This window comes from Formivibrio sp. oc-25, from assembly GCF_055810895.1.
Genome location: NZ_JBVVOL010000022.1, coordinates 28,668 through 44,687 on the forward strand (window position 1 = coordinate 28,668; position 16,020 = coordinate 44,687).

Below are 16,020 nucleotides of genomic sequence, written 5' to 3' on the forward strand. Positions count from 1 at the left end.
CACGGATAACCGCTTGTTTCATGCGCAGGATTTGTGCAGAACGGCGCGTTCAGACAAAATAGGGCAATTCCATTCGGCAGCCGACTATGGTCGTTAAAAAGTTCTACGGAGCCACCACCCGCGATGCACTGCGTCAGGTCCGCGACGAGCTGGGCCCGGATGCGCTTATTCTGTCCAACCGGCAGGTGGCAGGCGGCGGCTTCGAGATCATGGCAGTGGCCGAAGCCGACGTTGCGGTACTCACCAGCATGCCGGCCGCTGCCAGCACACCCAAACCGACACCGCGCGCGGCACAAAACGGTGCCCGGCTGATGCAGTCGGCCCAGACTGACACGACAGCCAAACAGAGCGTGGCCCGTGCTTACGCTATCCCGGATGAAGATCACGATCCGACACTGGACGACCTCGATACCAGTGCACCGCTGGTCATTCGCAGCAATCGCAACACGCCTGCGGCGCGCCCGCCACTCGTCGAACCACAGCTTGTCGCAGCCAAACCTGCTCCTGCCCCCCCTCCCCCACGTCGCCCTCCGCCAGTGGTGGCGGAAAGCAAACCACTGCCGACCTTCGATTTCGATGAGCAGCCGAAGCCAGCCGCAGCACCCGCCGTAGAGCAGGAAGTGGTACAGGATATCGCGCGAGAAATCCGCATGCTGCGCGGGTTGCTGGAAAGCCAGCTCGCAGGTATGGCCTGGAACGAGCTATCCAAGCACGCGCCGGAAAAACTCGAGATCCTGCGCCAACTGCTCGCCGCGGGTTTTTGTCCGGCACTGGCGCGCCAGTTGATCGACAAGATGCCGAGCGGCTTGGGGATTGATCAGGGACTGAGCTGGACCAAGGCCGCGCTCAAGCACAACCTTTCCACGCCAGGCCCGGATCAGGACATCATTGCGCGCGGCGGCGTCTATGCGCTGATCGGCCCGACCGGTGTGGGCAAAACCACCACAGTGGCAAAACTGGCCGCACGCTGCGCTCTGACGCACGGCCCACAGTCGGTGGCTTTGCTGACGACAGACAGCTACCGGATCGGCGCGCACGACCAGTTGCGCATCTACGGTCGCATTCTGGGCGTGCCGGTGCACGACATCAAGGATGAAACCGACCTGGAGTTGACGCTGGCAGACTTGTCCGATCGGCATCTGATCCTGATCGACACCGTCGGCATGGGACAACGCGACCAGCGCATCGGCGACCAACTGGCGCTCTTCAACCTCGACAACATCGGCACGTTGTTGTTGCTGTCTGCCAACGCCCAGGCATCGACACTGGATGACGTGGCTCGTCGCTATCGCAACCGTCACCTCATCGGCTGCATCCTGACCAAGCTCGATGAAACCCTGGCATTTGGCGGCTGCCTGGATGTGGCCATCCGCCATCGCCTGCCGCTGCACTTCGTCACCAATGGCCAGCGCGTGCCGGAAGATCTGCACAGCGCCAATACCGGTTATCTGATCGACCGAGCCTTCCGGGCGCAACAGGACAACTCGGTCTACCAGTTGCGCAAGGATGAATACCCGCTTTATATGGGTACGCAGGACAGCACGCTCGATTTCAATCTGAACCTTGGAGGCGCACGTGGCTAGGCGGCCACATCGCCACGACCAGGCTGCCGGATTGCGTGCACTGATTGCTTCCCCAGGCTGCCGCAGCGTAAGCATTGCCGGTGGACGCGGCGAAGCCGGTGCCACTACCCTGGTCATCAATCTGGCTGCGGCACTGGTCGAGCGCAGCCGCACTGTCATCGTGCTGGACGAATTCAGCGGCCTATCCAATATCTGCCACCGTCTGCGGCTGGCAACCACATTCAACCTGGAACAGGTACTGCGCCGTGAAGCGCGCCTGGCAGATACCTTGGTTGACTCGGGACGAGGCTTTTCCATCCTGCCGATTGCGGCACGCCCGCAAATGCTGGCCTGCCTGAATGAACAGGAACAGTACTGGCTGGGTAGCGAATTTGAAAACCTGGCCGACTACGCCGATTTTCTGCTGCTGGATACCTGCCCGGCGGCGAACAGCAATGTTCCTTCGCTGAGCCTGGCAGCTGATGACGTGCTGATTGTGCTGACCAATCGCGCCGAGTCGCTGACCGATGCCTATGCCACGATCAAATTGCTCTACACCGAATTCGCACGCCGCGATTTCCGCATTCTGGTCAACCGTGTGCATCGTCTGGAAGATGCTGCCGCCCTGTTCGGGCGCATCCGCGAGGTTGCCCAGCATTATCTGGGCAAGGAAATCCGGTTGAAACTGGTCGGCTTCGTTCCGGAAGATGAAAAACTGAATCGCGCAACGCGGCTGGGTCAGACCATTTTAGAAGCATTTCCGGAATCGGAATCCGCCATGGCATTCCGCCAACTTGCCGATGTCATGCTGCGCTGGACCTCCCCGGCACAGCGCCACGATACGCCGGCAGCATTTGTGTACCGGTTGGTGGAATCCAGCCGGCTGCTGTCGGATCAACTGCGGCACTGAACCATGACCGAAACCGCGACGCTCATCCCCTCTTCGGCGGCGTCCGGCACGGACTACGTACTGCGTGGCCCGCTCACCATCATCACGGCAAGCCAGCTTTGGCCCATGCTGCGCCAACTGCCTGCCCAGACGCGGATTGACGTACAGGGCATCACCACCTGTGACGGCAGCGGCGCGGCCCTGCTATTCGATCTGCTGCGAAGGAACATCCTGCTGCAGGGGCTGGACCCGGCGTTCCAGTCGCTGGTCGATGCCTTGGAGCCAGCCAGGCCACTTGTCACCCGGCGCACGCATCATGCACTACCCCTTATTCATCGTCTGGGGAAATTCGCCCATGACTGGATCGAGGATTGGCGGGAGCAGGTGGTCTTCATCGGAGCAGCCTGCGCGGCACTGGCCACACTGTTGCGCCGACCGCGCAGCTTGCGCTGGCAGGATTTCCTGGGCCAATGCGAGCTGGTCGGCGTGAATGCCTTACCCATCATCTCGCTCATTGCGTTTTTGATCGGGGTGATTCTGTCCTTCCAATCTGCACTGCCCTTGCGCCAGTTCGGCGCGGAAATCTTTGTCGCCAATCTGCTCGGGTTGTCATTGATCCGTGAAATGGGGCCACTGATCACGGCGATTCTGCTCGCCGGCCGTACTGGTGCCGCTTTTGCCGCCGAACTTGGCACCATGAAGGTCAATGAAGAAGTCAACGCACTGGTCACCTTCGGCTTTGAGCCCGTGCGTTTTCTGGTATTGCCGCGCCTGCTGGCCGGCTTTCTGATGGCACCCCTGCTGACAATCTGGGCGGAAGTGGTCGGTCTGGCGGCAGGCGCCCTGGTACTGGAGGGATTCGGCATCCCCGTGAACACGTTTTTGCGACAGGTCACCAGTGCCACCGATTTGAATGACCTGATCGGTGGCATCGTCAAGGCTGCCATCTTTGGGCTGGAAGTGGCTGCCATCGGCTGCCTGCGCGGTTTGTCGACCGGTGCCGGCGCCAGTGCGGTCGGCGCTTCCACCACGCGCGCCGTGGTACAGACACTGGTTATCCTGGTCGTCACGGACGGCATGCTGGCCGTCATCTATTATCAGCTGGGAATCTGAGATGCGTACCGCCGTGATCCGGATCCAAGATCTGCGCTGCGGCTATGGCAGCCGGATCATTCTCGACAACATCAGTTTCGAGGTGGTCGCCGGTGAAGTGCTGACCATTCTGGGAGGGTCCGGCTGTGGCAAATCGACCCTGCTCAAGCACATGATCGGCCTGTACCCGCCACTGGCCGGTCGCATTGAAATCGGTGGCGACGATCTGGCCAGTGCCAGCGGCGAACAGCGGGAACGGATCTTGCGCCGGTTTGGCGTGATGTATCAATCCGGCGCATTGTTCGGATCAATGAATGTGCTCGACAATGTTCGCCTGCCGCTGGAAAGCTTCAGCGACCTGGATGACGACGCGATCGAACTGGTTGCCCGGCTGAAACTCCGACTGGTTGGCCTGGAAGAGTTCGCCGACTTCATGCCGTCCGAACTCTCGGGCGGCATGCAAAAACGTGCCGCAATCGCCCGCGCCATGGCACTCGACCCGGCGATCCTGTTTCTGGACGAGCCCTCGGCCGGGCTGGATCCTGTCACCTCGGCCGGGCTGGATGCGCTGATCCGCCGGCTGGCGGACAAGCAGGGCATGACCATCGTGGTGATCACGCATGAATTGGCCAGCATCCATGCGATTGCCGATCGGGCCATCATGCTCGATCGCGACGAGCGCGGCATTATTGCGACTGGCACACCGGCCGAACTTGCCCGGCATGACGATCCGCGCGTGCGGCGCTTTTTCCTGCGTGAGGCAGAAACTTCATGAGCGAACACAAAAAACACTATCGGCTTGGCATTTTCGTGCTGCTCTCCACCTTGATCGGTCTGGGCTTGCTGGTCGGGCTCGGTGCGGGGAAATGGTTCAGCACCAACGCCAGACTGGAAACCTATTTCGACGAATCCGTTCAGGGTGTCGATATCGGCTCCAAAATCCGTTACCGTGGCGTGGTGGTTGGCGAGGTCAGCGGAATCAGCTTCACCCGAACCGCTTACGAACTGGACAAACCCGCCGCCCAGCGTCAGCAGTATGTGATGGTAACCGCGCGCGTGCAGCCGGACATGTTCGGGGGAGACGACAGCGCTTTTCCTGATCAGTCCACGCTCGACCGGGAAATTGCCCGCGGCCTGCGCATCAAGCTCACGCCCCAAGGACTGACCGGCACCAGCTATCTGGAAATCGACTTTACCGATCCGGCAGAAAACCCGCCGCTCGCCATCCACTGGAATCCGGAAAACTTCTACATCCCGACTGCACGCAGTACGGTTAAGCAATTTGTCGATGGCGCGCAGGATGCGATGGCACGCCTGCAACGCATCGATATCGAAGGCATGATGAGCCACCTCTCCCGCATCCTGGCACTGACGGAAGAAAAGATCGCCGCGCTGCCCCTCGAGAGCATTGGCCAAAATCTTGACCGGGTATCCGGCGAGCTGGCCGATGCCCAGATCGGTCAACTCAGCCGCGAGGCTACCGCTTTGCTCAGCGAAGTACGTACCAGCAATCGTGCGCTGCAAGGTCTGCTGTCCGACCCGGCCATCGCCTCGGCCCCCGTGGATCTGGCCTTGGCGGCCAAGCGTGCCAGAGAAATCATGGAGAACCCGCAAATTGACCAGGCCGTGACTCACCTTAACCGTGCACTGGGCAGGATGGATCGGCTGCTCTCCAGCCGCGACCAGGAAATCGCCAGCCTCGTCGACAATCTGAACGAAATCAGCACCAACCTTCGCAGCCTGACCGAAACTGCTGATCGTCACCCTGCCGGTTTACTGCTGGGCGCCCCGCCCAAACCTTACGAGCCCCCACAATGACCTCACGCCTCCTGTTTATTGCCCTGATTGCCGGCTGCTTACTGGCCGGCTGCAGTCTGCAATCAGTCACCCCGGACAAAACGCTCTACCAGTTCGGCTGTGAGCGCCCGGCAACACTGCAGAGGCAGTCACCGCTGCATGACAGCGTACGCCTTGCGGATTTCCGCAGCTCGCAGCTCAACCGCACCGCCAGCCTGATCTACCGGGAAACGGATCAACGCTATGCCGCAGATCCTTACCGGTTGTTAACGGCGGGGCCTGGCACTCTGCTGGCTGAACGCAGCCGCCAATGGCTTGCTGCCAGCGGGCTGTTCCGTGACGTGGTGCCTGCCACTTCCGGGCTCGAAACCGGGTTGCAGATGGAAGGGGAACTGATCGACCTTTATGTCGATGTGCGAGACCCCAAGCATCCAGCAGCCGTGCTGGCCTTGCGCGCCAGACTGATCGATGCTGACGGCCATGCGAAGAAGCACTGGCAGTTCAACCAGCACATCGCCCTCGATAATGCTGCCGCAGCCACCGCCGTCGCCGGCCTTGACCGGGCGTTATGCATGGCGCTTGCTGATCTGGAACAGACACTCGCACGCCAATGATCTTGGGATTGACGTATCTTCTGGGCTAAACTTGCGGACATTCTGCAGCAAGGTTCGTCATGCCATCGGTTCGCGCCCTTTCTTTATACCAAGCCACGCAAGCTGTCAGTGAAGAGGCGCGTATCACCGCGCACATGCCTCTGGTACGGCGCGTGGCCTATCATCTGGCAAGCCGGCTGCCGGCCAGCGTGGATGTTGAAGATCTGATCCAGGCCGGACTGATCGGTCTCATGGAAGCCTCACGCAATTTCGATAGTACTGCGGGCGCACAGTTCGAGACCTTTGCCAGCCAGCGCATCCGGGGTGCCATGCTGGATCTGTTGCGCGAAGCCGACTGGCTGCCACGACAGGCACGACGCAACATGCGCGAGATCGAAGCCGCCCTGCACCGACTGGAACATCGTCTGGGGCGCGCGCCATCCGAGGGCGAAATCGCCACCGCCATGGAAGTGCCGTTGCAGGAGTATCAACAGATGCTGGGCGAAGCGCGCGGACATCAGCTGGTGCACTATGAAGACTTCGAAGACGATGACGAGAACGACCAGCTCGACCAGTACACTGCCGACCATACCGCCAACCCGGCCCAAATCCTGACTGACGCAGCCTTCCGGCAACAGCTGATCGCCGGAATCGAAGCCTTGCCCGAGCGCGAAAAACTGCTGATGGCACTCTATTACGATGAAGAGCTCAACTTGAAGGAAATCGGCGCGGTCTTGGGCGTCACGGAATCACGCGTCTGCCAGCTGCACAGCCAGGCCGTCGCGCGCCTGCGTAGCAAACTCAAGGACTGGACCGGCAAATAATGGACAAGATCAGCATCATCGGTGTCATCCTCGGGCTGGCGGCAATCCTGCTGGGACAAGTACTGGAAGGCGGTCACTTGGGCTCCCTGCTGCAACTGACAGCATTCCTGATCGTGATCGGTGGCACAACCGGTGCGGTCATGCTGCAAAGCCAGCCTCGCCATTTCGTTGCCGGAGTACGCATGGCGGCCTGGGTGTTCGTGCCGCCGCGCCTGGATTTCGGCCTGGTGTTGGGTACGTTGCTCAACTGGGGGCAACAGGCACGGCGCAATGGTTTGCTTGCGCTGGAAGCCTATATGCAGAGCGAAAAAGACCCGTTCGTCAAACGCGGTCTCGCCATGGTGGTCGATGGTGCGGAACCGGAAGTCGTGCGCCGTGCGATGGAGCTCGATATCGATTCCTATGAGGATCATGCCCGCGCTGCAGCCCGCATCTGGGAAGCGGCCGGCGGCTATTCGCCCACCTTCGGCATTCTGGGCGCGGTACTCGGCCTGATTCATGTCATGGAGAATCTGACAGATCCATCCAAGCTGGGTGCCGGCATTGCAGTCGCCTTTGTTGCCACTATTTATGGCGTGGGCGCTGCCAACCTGCTGTTTCTGCCAATCGCAAACAAGCTCAAGCACTACATCACACTGGAAGTCCGCCGGCGCGAAATGCTGGCTGAAGGCTTGTATTCCATCGCCAATGGTGAAAATCCGCGCTTGCTGGAAAACCGGCTGGCCGGCTACCTGCACGACGCCTGAGAACATTCGAAACTCATCGCAAAGGACCCGTGCCGCAAGACGTTGGTCGAATACGGAAGGGTGTGTTCAACGCAGGTTATTGATGAGATCGGCGACTTTTTGCAGGGTAACCTCGGTCTCAGCCGCACCATTGCGCATGGCTTCGCGCGGCATGCCATACACCGTACAGCTTTTTTCATCCTGCGCATACGTTTTGGCGCCGCATTCACGCATTTCGCGCAGCCCCTGTGCACCGTCATTGCCAATGCCGGTCATGATGATGCCGACCGCATTGTGCCCAGCCGCGCAGGCAACCGAGCGGAACAGCACGTCGACAGAAGGCACGTGTCGTGACACCGGCGGTCCGTCGACAATCTGGATCACATATTCGATACCGATACGCTTGACCAGCATGTGTTTGCCGCCCTGGGCAATCAGCACACGCCCAGGTTTGACGCGATCACCGGAAATGGCCTCATTCACATCCACTTCGCACAAACCATTGAGGCGGCGCGCAAACGTGCCCGTGTAGTTGCCGGGCATATGCTGCACAATCACTACGCCCGGACAATTACGCACCAGTCTGGGCAGAATGATGTCCAGTGCCTCCGGCCCACCGGTCGAAATCCCGATCGCCACGATCGGCTGGGTGCGCGTAAACATCATGGCACCCTTGCGTGGTGGCGGCAGAATCACGTCCGCGGCAAGTTTTTCGGTTTGCGTCAGCAAAGGCCCCTCTTTTCTGGAAATGATTCAAGCGCACACTACCTTTGTAGGCGCTGGAATCGCACTTTGCAGGACAACGCTCAAGCCGGCAACACTGGCGGAAACAAACACTCACAGCATTAGCGAGCGCTGACGTGCCCTCACCAGCCACATCAGCCATAACGCCACGGGCAGCAGTCCCCAGGCCCAGAGCTCACCCAGGAACAGCTTGAACATCCAGTAGCGCACCGGATTGCCGCCATCGGTAAAGGCCGTCACCTCTGCCCCGCCTTGCGCCAGCGCAGCCACCCCGCTCTGCGCGCCCAACTTGGTCAAGAGCGGTGCCAGATCGGACGCCACCAGCATGAAAGCGATCACGATTGGAATCCCTGCCAGTACAGCGCGAAATACGTTGCCGCGAAAAACCAGAGCCCCGAGCGACATGATCGACAGCAGATTGGGCAAGTCGCCGGCCGGGATCATGCGATTGCCGGGAATCACGAAGGCCAGCGCTAGGCTGATCGGCATCAGGATCAAACCGGTGGCCATGACTGACGGATGCGTCAGCAGAAAAGGCGTATCCATCGAAATCACCAGTGCACGCCCGGCCAGATGCTTGCTAAGTCTGGTACGCAGGGCATCGGTAACCTGCTCCATCGCTTCACCGATCAGGCCACCGCATTTGGGCAACAGATACATGACCGCAGCAATCTGGATCGCCAGCGCGGATAATTCGCGTATCGGGTAACCGCCCAACCAGCCAAGGAAGACGCCCAGCAGCGCACCGATCACCATTGGTTGTCCCAGCACGGCAAATTTTCCGCCGCCGCGGCTCGGATCCCAGACGATATGGCGCACCCCGGGAATGGCATCGAACAGCCGATCGACAGCCACCGACCACGGCAGAAAAGCTGTCACGGAAAACGGGCTGATCCCGATACCGGCCATGCCTGTGCCCCGCTGCACATACGGCGCTGACCATTCGGTCGCCTTGAAACTGTACAACGCGATCAAGCCGACCGCCGCGAAAGCCAGCCAGACGTTACCCGTCAGGCTCAGCACCAAGGCGCCCAGGAAAGCAAAGTGCCAGTAGTTCCAGATATCGATATAGAGCGTATCGCTCAGGCGCGTGAACAGCATGACAAGGTTGAGCCCGATCACGACCACGATCGAAACCGGCGCAATCCAGCTGGCCCAGGTAATGGCCGCCAGCGGTGGCCAGCCGGCATCGATCACCGGGTATTGCAAACCACGTGTCTGCACGATGGCCTCGATCGCTGGCTTGAGCAGCCCCAGAAACACATCGTAAACCAGAAAGATCCCGGCAAAACCCACGCCCAGCTTCAGGGCCAGCATCAGGGCGGAAGCCGGTCGCACGCGCGCAAACAACGCCAGCAGTCCAATCACTACGGGCAGCATGACATAGGCCTTGAAACTGAAAAACCACATCAGCGCTGACTGCAAACTCTCCATCATCTACCCCTGTTGATCACAAGCCAGTGATTATGCCGCTGCCACACAGCACGCACATGGAGTTTTCCGACATATTTCCGGATGACCCTGGCATTTTTCAGATACCGCACTCGGCACAAATGCTTGGTACAACCCTATAGCGACTGACAGTAAGCATGTAAACTTTGCATCCGTCATCAATCATCCAGGAAGTGTCGCCATGACCAGCAGCGCCCCTCATTACCCGCGAGTATTGTCGATCGCAGGGTCCGACAGCGGCGGTGGTGCCGGCATCCAGGCCGACCTGAAAACCATGTCCGCGCTCGGCTGTTATGGCATGACGGCAATCACCGCACTGACGGCGCAGAACACGCAGGGCGTCACCGCCATCCATGCCGTACCGCCCGAAATTCTGACTGCACAGATTGATGCCGTGCTCAACGACATTGGTACGGATGCCGTCAAGATCGGCATGCTGCATGCGCCGGAGATTGTCGATGTCGTGGCCAGTGCCATCACGCACCATCGACTCTCGAACGTGATTCTCGACCCGGTGATGGTTTCGACCAGCGGCGCCAAGCTGATTGCAGAAGCCACCATTGCCGGTCTGGTGCAAAAACTCTTCCCGCTCGCCGCACTGGTCACACCCAATCTGGATGAAGCCGAAGTACTGATCGGGCGCCCGATCGCAGGCATTGATGCGCTCGATGCAGCCGCGCAAGATTTGCTGGCACTGGGCTGCCGCGCAGTATTGCTCAAGGGCGGGCATTTGCAGGGGCCGGAAGTAGTGGATGTGTTGGCCACCCGAGCAGCCGATGGCAGCACCGTTATCCGGCATTTCCGCAGCCCGCGCATCGATAGCCGCAACCTGCACGGCACTGGCTGCACGCTGTCCTCCGCGATCGCCTGCCATCTGGCCCTTGGCCACCCGCTGCCCGCTGCGGTTGAACTCGCCCGCGCCTACATCGTGCAAGCCATCGCTGCCGGCGCTACGGCTCACACCGGCCACGGTCACGGCCCGCTCAATCATGGCTTTGCACCGGTTGCCATGCATATCCTGCGCACCTGAAGCACCCTTCCGCACCAACACACCCAGCGGCCGGCCTGTTCATCAGGCTGGCCGTTTTTTTCGCCATGCCAACCACACCCAATCCCGACCATTGAAGTATGGTTTTATCAATCGGTGCGATTGATAAAATATTAATTACTTTACTTTCAATGCATTACGATTTTTTGGTAGTTAACTACACCAAAGATACGTGAATGATTACATCAAGAATTGGTAGTTTTACGTATCAATTCACCCCGTAAATTGGTAACTTTGTTTCACGGCAAACGAGCCGGAACCTACCAGGAGAAACATCATGATCGACGCAGCCTTCATCATCAGCATCGCCCCCGTTGCCATCCCCGCCGCCGCAGGCCTCGTCAGCGCCGGTGTCATCGGTATCGCCGAAAAGCTGCTGCCCAGCGACGAGAAGTAAGCCACTCCCGTCACCACACGCACAACATCAACACTGGAATACGGAGAAACACCATGGAAAGCCTCATCATCAGCATCGCCTCTTTCGCTGCCCCGGTTGCCCTGAGCATCGCCAGCATCGGTGCCGCCGCCATCGCTGAAAAAGTCGCTGGTAAAGACGAAGCCTGATTTTTATTGCGTGATAACCAGGAGAACCATCATGTTTGACGATTTTTTTGCTTTTCTGGAATTGAACAACCTGCTGTCCAACGAAGTGATCGAAGACATCATCACGACCGAAGAGTAATTCTGACTGCCGACCGCCATCCTGCGGATCGGATACAGGTGACCCATGCACCAGACAACGCCACCCCATCCCCCGGGCGCGCACTGATCTCTCAGGCGCGCCTTTTCATTTAAAGTGGTAGGTTATTCAAGCAGAACTGCGCACAAGCAGTTGATGAGTCAGGACAGACCAATCCGGCACAGTTCGTACGCTTGAGTGGAAGCGTTTTTCAATCTTGTCTGCCAATACCTGTACAGCGAGTTGTCCCAATGCCATCTTGTCCTGTTGCACGGTAGTCAATGGCGGGTGATAAAAAGCGCCGTCAGAAATGCCATCAAACCCGACAACGGCAATATCCTCAGGGATTCGCAATCCTTTTTCATGAATGGCCAGCATCGCGCCCAGTGCCATTCGGTCGTTCGACACGAATACTCCATCCATTTCAGGGCAGGTTTGCAACAAGCGCGTCATGGCCTCGTAGCCGGATTCTGCATTCCAGGCCCCCGACTGAATTTGCTCAGGCCCAACGGGCAAACCTGCTTGTTTCAAAACAGATTCCCAACCACTCTTGCGCGCACTGGCATCGAGCCAATCAAGAGGACCAGCAATGTGTCCAATATGCCGGCATCCGTTATCAACCAAATGCTGGGTTGCCAGGCGGGCACCCTCGGCATTATCAAAGGCCACCACATTTAGATCAGGGCGAGCCGTCATCGACAGAAACACGATTGGTACTGTCAAACTGGAAAACAATCCGCTATCCAGCCAGGCATGGTTATCCGCGATCTCAGGAACCGTCCAGATGATGCCATCCACTCGACGGTCGAGCAGTGTGTGCAATACCTCCTCGACTTGTTGCTGGCTTGAATTCGATATTTCCTTATGCAACAACGAATACCCTAGTGCCTCGGCCTGCTGAACCATGCCCAGATAGGTGCGTGATCCGAAATAGCCGATATCGCGCCCGACCACACCCAGGGAAAATGTCCTTCCACTGGAAAAACTGCGGGCCAACTCACTACGACGAAAACCCAGCGCGGAAATCGCCTGCGAAACTCGCTCACGTGTTTTTTCCGATACATTCGGGCTGTTGTTGATCACGCGTGATACAGTCTGCTTGGATACTTTGGCCAATGCAGCCACATCTACGATGCTGGGACGTTTGGTTTGCATAAAGTCATCCTGATGAATTATTGGCCAAGTGTACAGCCATCCCTCGCTCATGCAAAAAGACCGTATTGCCACGGCCTTCCTATGCTTTTCAATACGATGTTACCGGCAACTCAAGCACCACGGCTTGCGGCCTCCATAGCCTTGATCATGTCAAAAAGGGTCTGGTTGACCGGCGTAGGGACACCGTAATGCCTTCCCAGATCGATCACGGCACCGCCGAAGATATCCACCTCGGTTTCGCGCCCGGCCTCGATATCCTGCAGCATGGAAGTCTTGGCATGCGGCGCCAGGGTATCGATGATGGCAAGCATCCGGTCAAGATCTTCTTGCTCCAGACCAATACCAGCCGATTGGGATAATGCCACCACCTCCTGCGCGGCAGATACCATCAACGCCCGTGCATGCGCGTTATGCTGGAACCAGCCATACGGCGCGCGCAACACGGCCGATGCCTGATTGATGCCCACATTGAGCATGAATTTGGCCCAGTGTGCACGCAGCATATCCACCGGGATTTCATAAGGAATACCTGCCAGATCGAACAGATCGGCAATGGCCTGAACGCGCCCGGAGCGATGCGTATTATCCCGCTCGCCAAACACGATCTTGCCGATATGGTGGTACGTGACGGCATGGCCTTGCCGCACAGCATCCATATACACATTGGCATAGAGCACATGCTCAAAGCCCAGCACCTGCCCCAGGATTTCCTCGCTGGTAATCCCGTTCATCAACGAAATCACACTGGTATGCGGCCCCACGAAACTGTGCATATCCGCCAGCGCCTGCGGCAGTTGCCGGGCTTTCACCGCAACAAAAAGCAGATCGGCCGGTTCGCTGTCATCGCCCGGGCTCACAAAACTGAAGTCATAGCACTTGCCATTGACCGTGGGAGGATCCGCCCGAAGCGCAGCCTCACGCTCGGCATCGGCGATGACGCGCACACAGCCGGGTTTCACATCATGCAAGCGCGCAGCGTATTTGAGACCAATGGCGCCCAGGCCGATGAAATGGATGCGTTGCAAGCTCTGGACCATGTCGGCAAAACCTCATCAAAGGGAAAGCAGGAAATCAGCATGATGCTACCGCTACAAGGCTGCGGCAAACACCCATAAAAAAACCCGGCAAGCAAAGCTTGCCGGGTAAAACGTGCCCTATTCCGGGGAGGCTTCAGGGTCGTTTCAATTCATTTCAACTCAATTACGTTGCAGGAACCCATTCAGGATGATGCTGCCATCCGCATTGCGCTGGAAGCGACCATTTACCAGAGGCGGTTCGATCGACTGGAAGTTGCTGGTCGAAATCGTGGTGCCGGCAGCATTTACGGAGATATCGCATACTGATTAATGCACAGTATCACAACAATGATACCGGTAACAAATATTGATGTTTTATAGCAATAACCTGTTGCATGCACCACAACATGCACATAAAGGTCTACAGCGTTGCACCGGGGCACTCGCCAGCCGCAAAAGCTGGTGCCATAGGCGCATCCCTCCGTGACTGCCAGGCATCCGTACGGGTAAAATCGCGGCCATGTCTGCGCCTGCCAACTCAAACTGAGGCGCCCTCTTCATTCACAGATTTTCACAAAAGGTTAACCATGGCCCAGTACGTCATGTCGATGTTGCGCGTAAGCAAGATCGTTCCGCCCAAGCGCCAGATCATCAAGGATATTTCCCTCAGCTTTTTCCCCGGCGCCAAGATCGGCCTGCTGGGCCTGAACGGTTCGGGTAAATCGACCGTGATCCGCATCATGGCCGGCGTGGACAAGGAGTATGACGGCGAAGTACAGCATCTGGCCGGCACCAAGATCGGCTACCTGCCGCAGGAACCGCAGCTCGACCCGGAAAAGACCGTGCGCGAGGAAGTCGAATCCGGCATGGGCGATGTGATGGATGCGCAAAAGCGTCTGGAAGAAGTCTATGCGGCCTATGCCGAACCCGATGCCGATTTCGATGCGCTGGCCGAAGAGCAGGCCAAGCTGGAAGCCATCATTTCTGCCGGCGCGGGCGACAACACCGCACTGCAACTGGAACTGGCCGCCGACGCGCTGCGCCTTCCCGCCTGGGATGCCAAGATCGGCCACCTCTCCGGCGGTGAAAAGCGCCGCGTGGCACTGTGCAAGCTGCTGCTGTCCAAGCCGGACATGCTGCTGCTGGATGAGCCGACCAACCACCTGGATGCCGAATCGGTGGAATGGCTGGAGCAATTCCTGGTGCGCTTTCCCGGCACCGTGGTGGCGGTCACCCACGACCGCTACTTCCTCGACAACGCCGCCGAATGGATCCTGGAACTCGACCGCGGCCACGGCATTCCGTGGAAGGGCAACTACTCTTCCTGGCTGGAGCAGAAAGAAGCCCGTCTTGAGCAGGAAGCCAAGGGCGAAGCCGCCCGCATGAAGGCGATGAAACAGGAACTGGAATGGGTGCGCCAGAATCCGAAGGGGCGGCAAGCCAAGTCCAAGGCGCGTATCGCCCGCTTCGAGGAATTGAGCAGCGTCGAACACCAGAAGCGCAACGAAACGCAGGAAATCTTCATCCCCGTGGCCGAGCGCCTGGGCGACAAGGTGATCGAATTCAAGGGCGTTTCCAAGAGCTTTGGCGATCGCCTCTTGATCGACAACCTCAGCTTCAACGCCCCGCCCGGCGCCATCGTCGGCATCATCGGCCCGAACGGCGCCGGTAAATCGACCTTGTTCAAGATGATCGCCGGCAAGGAACAACCGGATTCCGGCGAAATCGAAATCGGCCAGACCGTGCAGATGGCCTTTGTCGAGCAGACCCGCGAAGGGCTGGAAGCCGACAAGACCGTGTTCGAGGATGTCTCGGGCGGGCTGGAAAACCTTACCGTCGGCAAATTCGAAATGTCATCCCGTGCCTACCTGGGCCGCTTCAACTTCAAGGGCGGCGACCAGCAGAAGAAGGTCGGCATGCTCTCCGGTGGTGAGCGCGGCCGCCTGCACCTGGCCAAGACGCTCTTGAAGGGCGGCAACGTATTGCTGCTGGACGAACCGTCCAACGATCTGGACGTGGAAACCCTGCGCGCGCTGGAAGATGCCCTGCTCGAATACGCCGGCACCGTGTTCGTGATCTCCCACGATCGCTGGTTCCTCGACCGTATCGCCACGCACATCCTCGCAGCCGAAGGCGACAGCCAGTGGACCTTCTTCGACGGCAACTATCAGGAATACGAAGCCGACAAACGCAAGCGCCTGGGCGAAGAAGGCGCCAAGCCGAAGCGGATTCGCTACAAGCCGGTGACGCGCTGATTGGTTTTTGTGGTTGAAAATGGAAACGCCACCGGCAACGGTGGCGTTTTTGTTTCAGCGCCTGCCTCCCATTGCCCTACAGTTGCACCGTACGAGGTTTATCTGATCTATCTGTCCAGTCCCGGACGATTGATAATGCGCTTATTGAATAATCCTGGCTTGTTTTTCTGCCACTCCTTGAGCGCCTGA

15 protein-coding genes are annotated in these 16,020 nt (G+C 58.7%); 11 read left to right on the forward strand and 4 right to left on the reverse strand.

The genetic code is table 11. The features are described 5' to 3' along the window. Nucleotides 1-86 precede the first annotated feature (86 nt). Genes flhF through AC0KVQ_RS12990 form a run of 8 tightly spaced genes read left to right on the forward strand, consistent with a single transcriptional unit; the run spans nt 87 to nt 7,503 of the window. Nucleotides 87-1,583, forward strand: coding sequence for a flagellar biosynthesis protein FlhF (gene flhF / locus AC0KVQ_RS12955; RefSeq protein WP_473421582.1), 1,497 nt, complete (start codon nt 87-89; stop codon nt 1,581-1,583). Next, nucleotides 1,576-2,472, forward strand: coding sequence for a MinD/ParA family ATP-binding protein (locus AC0KVQ_RS12960; protein WP_473421583.1), 897 nt, complete (start codon nt 1,576-1,578; stop codon nt 2,470-2,472). Before flhF ends, AC0KVQ_RS12960 begins: the two co-directional genes overlap by 8 nt. 3 nt (nt 2,473-2,475) lie before the next feature. After that, entirely contained in the window at nt 2,476-3,564 is a 1,089-nt protein-coding gene (locus AC0KVQ_RS12965) for an ABC transporter permease (RefSeq protein ID WP_473421584.1), read from the forward strand. A gap of 1 nt (nt 3,565) precedes the next feature. Beyond that, on the forward strand, nt 3,566-4,318 hold the full coding sequence (locus AC0KVQ_RS12970; protein ID WP_473421585.1) for an ABC transporter ATP-binding protein: 753 nt from the start codon (nt 3,566-3,568) through the stop codon (nt 4,316-4,318). Beyond that, nucleotides 4,315-5,361, forward strand: a complete 1,047-nt coding sequence (locus AC0KVQ_RS12975; protein WP_473421586.1) for an MlaD family protein — start codon at nt 4,315-4,317, stop codon at nt 5,359-5,361. The genes AC0KVQ_RS12970 and AC0KVQ_RS12975 overlap by 4 nt, the downstream gene beginning before the upstream one ends. After that, a complete protein-coding gene (locus AC0KVQ_RS12980) occupies nt 5,358-5,954 on the forward strand; it encodes an ABC-type transport auxiliary lipoprotein family protein (RefSeq protein WP_473421587.1) in 597 nt (198 codons plus the stop codon). The genes AC0KVQ_RS12975 and AC0KVQ_RS12980 overlap by 4 nt, the downstream gene beginning before the upstream one ends. Nucleotides 5,955-6,013: 59 nt before the next feature. Next, nucleotides 6,014-6,757, forward strand: a complete 744-nt coding sequence (locus AC0KVQ_RS12985; RefSeq protein WP_473421588.1) for an RNA polymerase sigma factor FliA — start codon at nt 6,014-6,016, stop codon at nt 6,755-6,757. Further along, nucleotides 6,757-7,503 carry a flagellar motor protein gene (locus AC0KVQ_RS12990; protein WP_473421589.1) on the forward strand — a complete coding sequence of 249 codons (747 nt, stop codon included), beginning with the start codon at nt 6,757-6,759 and terminating at the stop codon, nt 7,501-7,503. Before AC0KVQ_RS12985 ends, AC0KVQ_RS12990 begins: the two co-directional genes overlap by 1 nt. 66 nt (nt 7,504-7,569) lie before the next feature. Here AC0KVQ_RS12990 and AC0KVQ_RS12995 read toward each other — a convergent pair whose 3' ends face one another. Together AC0KVQ_RS12995 and AC0KVQ_RS13000 are read right to left on the reverse strand one after the other, a co-directional pair. After that, nucleotides 7,570-8,211 carry a CheB methylesterase domain-containing protein gene (locus tag AC0KVQ_RS12995; protein ID WP_473421590.1) on the reverse strand — a complete coding sequence of 214 codons (642 nt, stop codon included), beginning with the start codon at nt 8,209-8,211 and terminating at the stop codon, nt 7,570-7,572. Between the two features lie 108 nt (nt 8,212-8,319). Further along, nucleotides 8,320-9,636: a PTS transporter subunit IIC gene (locus AC0KVQ_RS13000; protein ID WP_473421591.1), complete on the reverse strand. Its 1,317-nt coding sequence runs from the start codon at nt 9,634-9,636 to the stop codon at nt 8,320-8,322. Nucleotides 9,637-9,859: 223 nt separating this feature from the next. Here AC0KVQ_RS13000 and thiD point away from each other — a divergent pair, with 223 nt between their 5' ends. Beyond that, entirely contained in the window at nt 9,860-10,708 is an 849-nt protein-coding gene (thiD, locus tag AC0KVQ_RS13005; RefSeq protein WP_473421592.1) for a bifunctional hydroxymethylpyrimidine kinase/phosphomethylpyrimidine kinase, read from the forward strand. Nucleotides 10,709-11,534: 826 nt separating this feature from the next. Here the strand turns inward: thiD and AC0KVQ_RS13010 are convergent. Together AC0KVQ_RS13010 and AC0KVQ_RS13015 are read right to left on the reverse strand one after the other, a co-directional pair. Then, nucleotides 11,535-12,611, reverse strand: a complete 1,077-nt coding sequence (locus AC0KVQ_RS13010) for a LacI family DNA-binding transcriptional regulator (RefSeq protein WP_473421593.1) — start codon at nt 12,609-12,611, stop codon at nt 11,535-11,537. A gap of 59 nt (nt 12,612-12,670) precedes the next feature. Beyond that, a complete protein-coding gene (locus AC0KVQ_RS13015) occupies nt 12,671-13,597 on the reverse strand; it encodes a ketopantoate reductase family protein (protein WP_473421594.1) in 927 nt (308 codons plus the stop codon). 187 nt (nt 13,598-13,784) lie between these two features. On the opposite strand from AC0KVQ_RS13015, the gene AC0KVQ_RS13020 reads away from it, so the two are divergent. After that, nucleotides 13,785-13,907 (forward strand): hypothetical protein, encoded by a 123-nt coding sequence (locus AC0KVQ_RS13020; protein ID WP_473421595.1) that lies wholly within the window; start codon nt 13,785-13,787, stop codon nt 13,905-13,907. 256 nt (nt 13,908-14,163) lie between these two features. Beyond that, on the forward strand, nt 14,164-15,831 hold the full coding sequence (gene ettA, locus AC0KVQ_RS13025) for an energy-dependent translational throttle protein EttA (RefSeq protein ID WP_473421596.1): 1,668 nt from the start codon (nt 14,164-14,166) through the stop codon (nt 15,829-15,831). Nucleotides 15,832-16,020 lie beyond the last annotated feature (189 nt).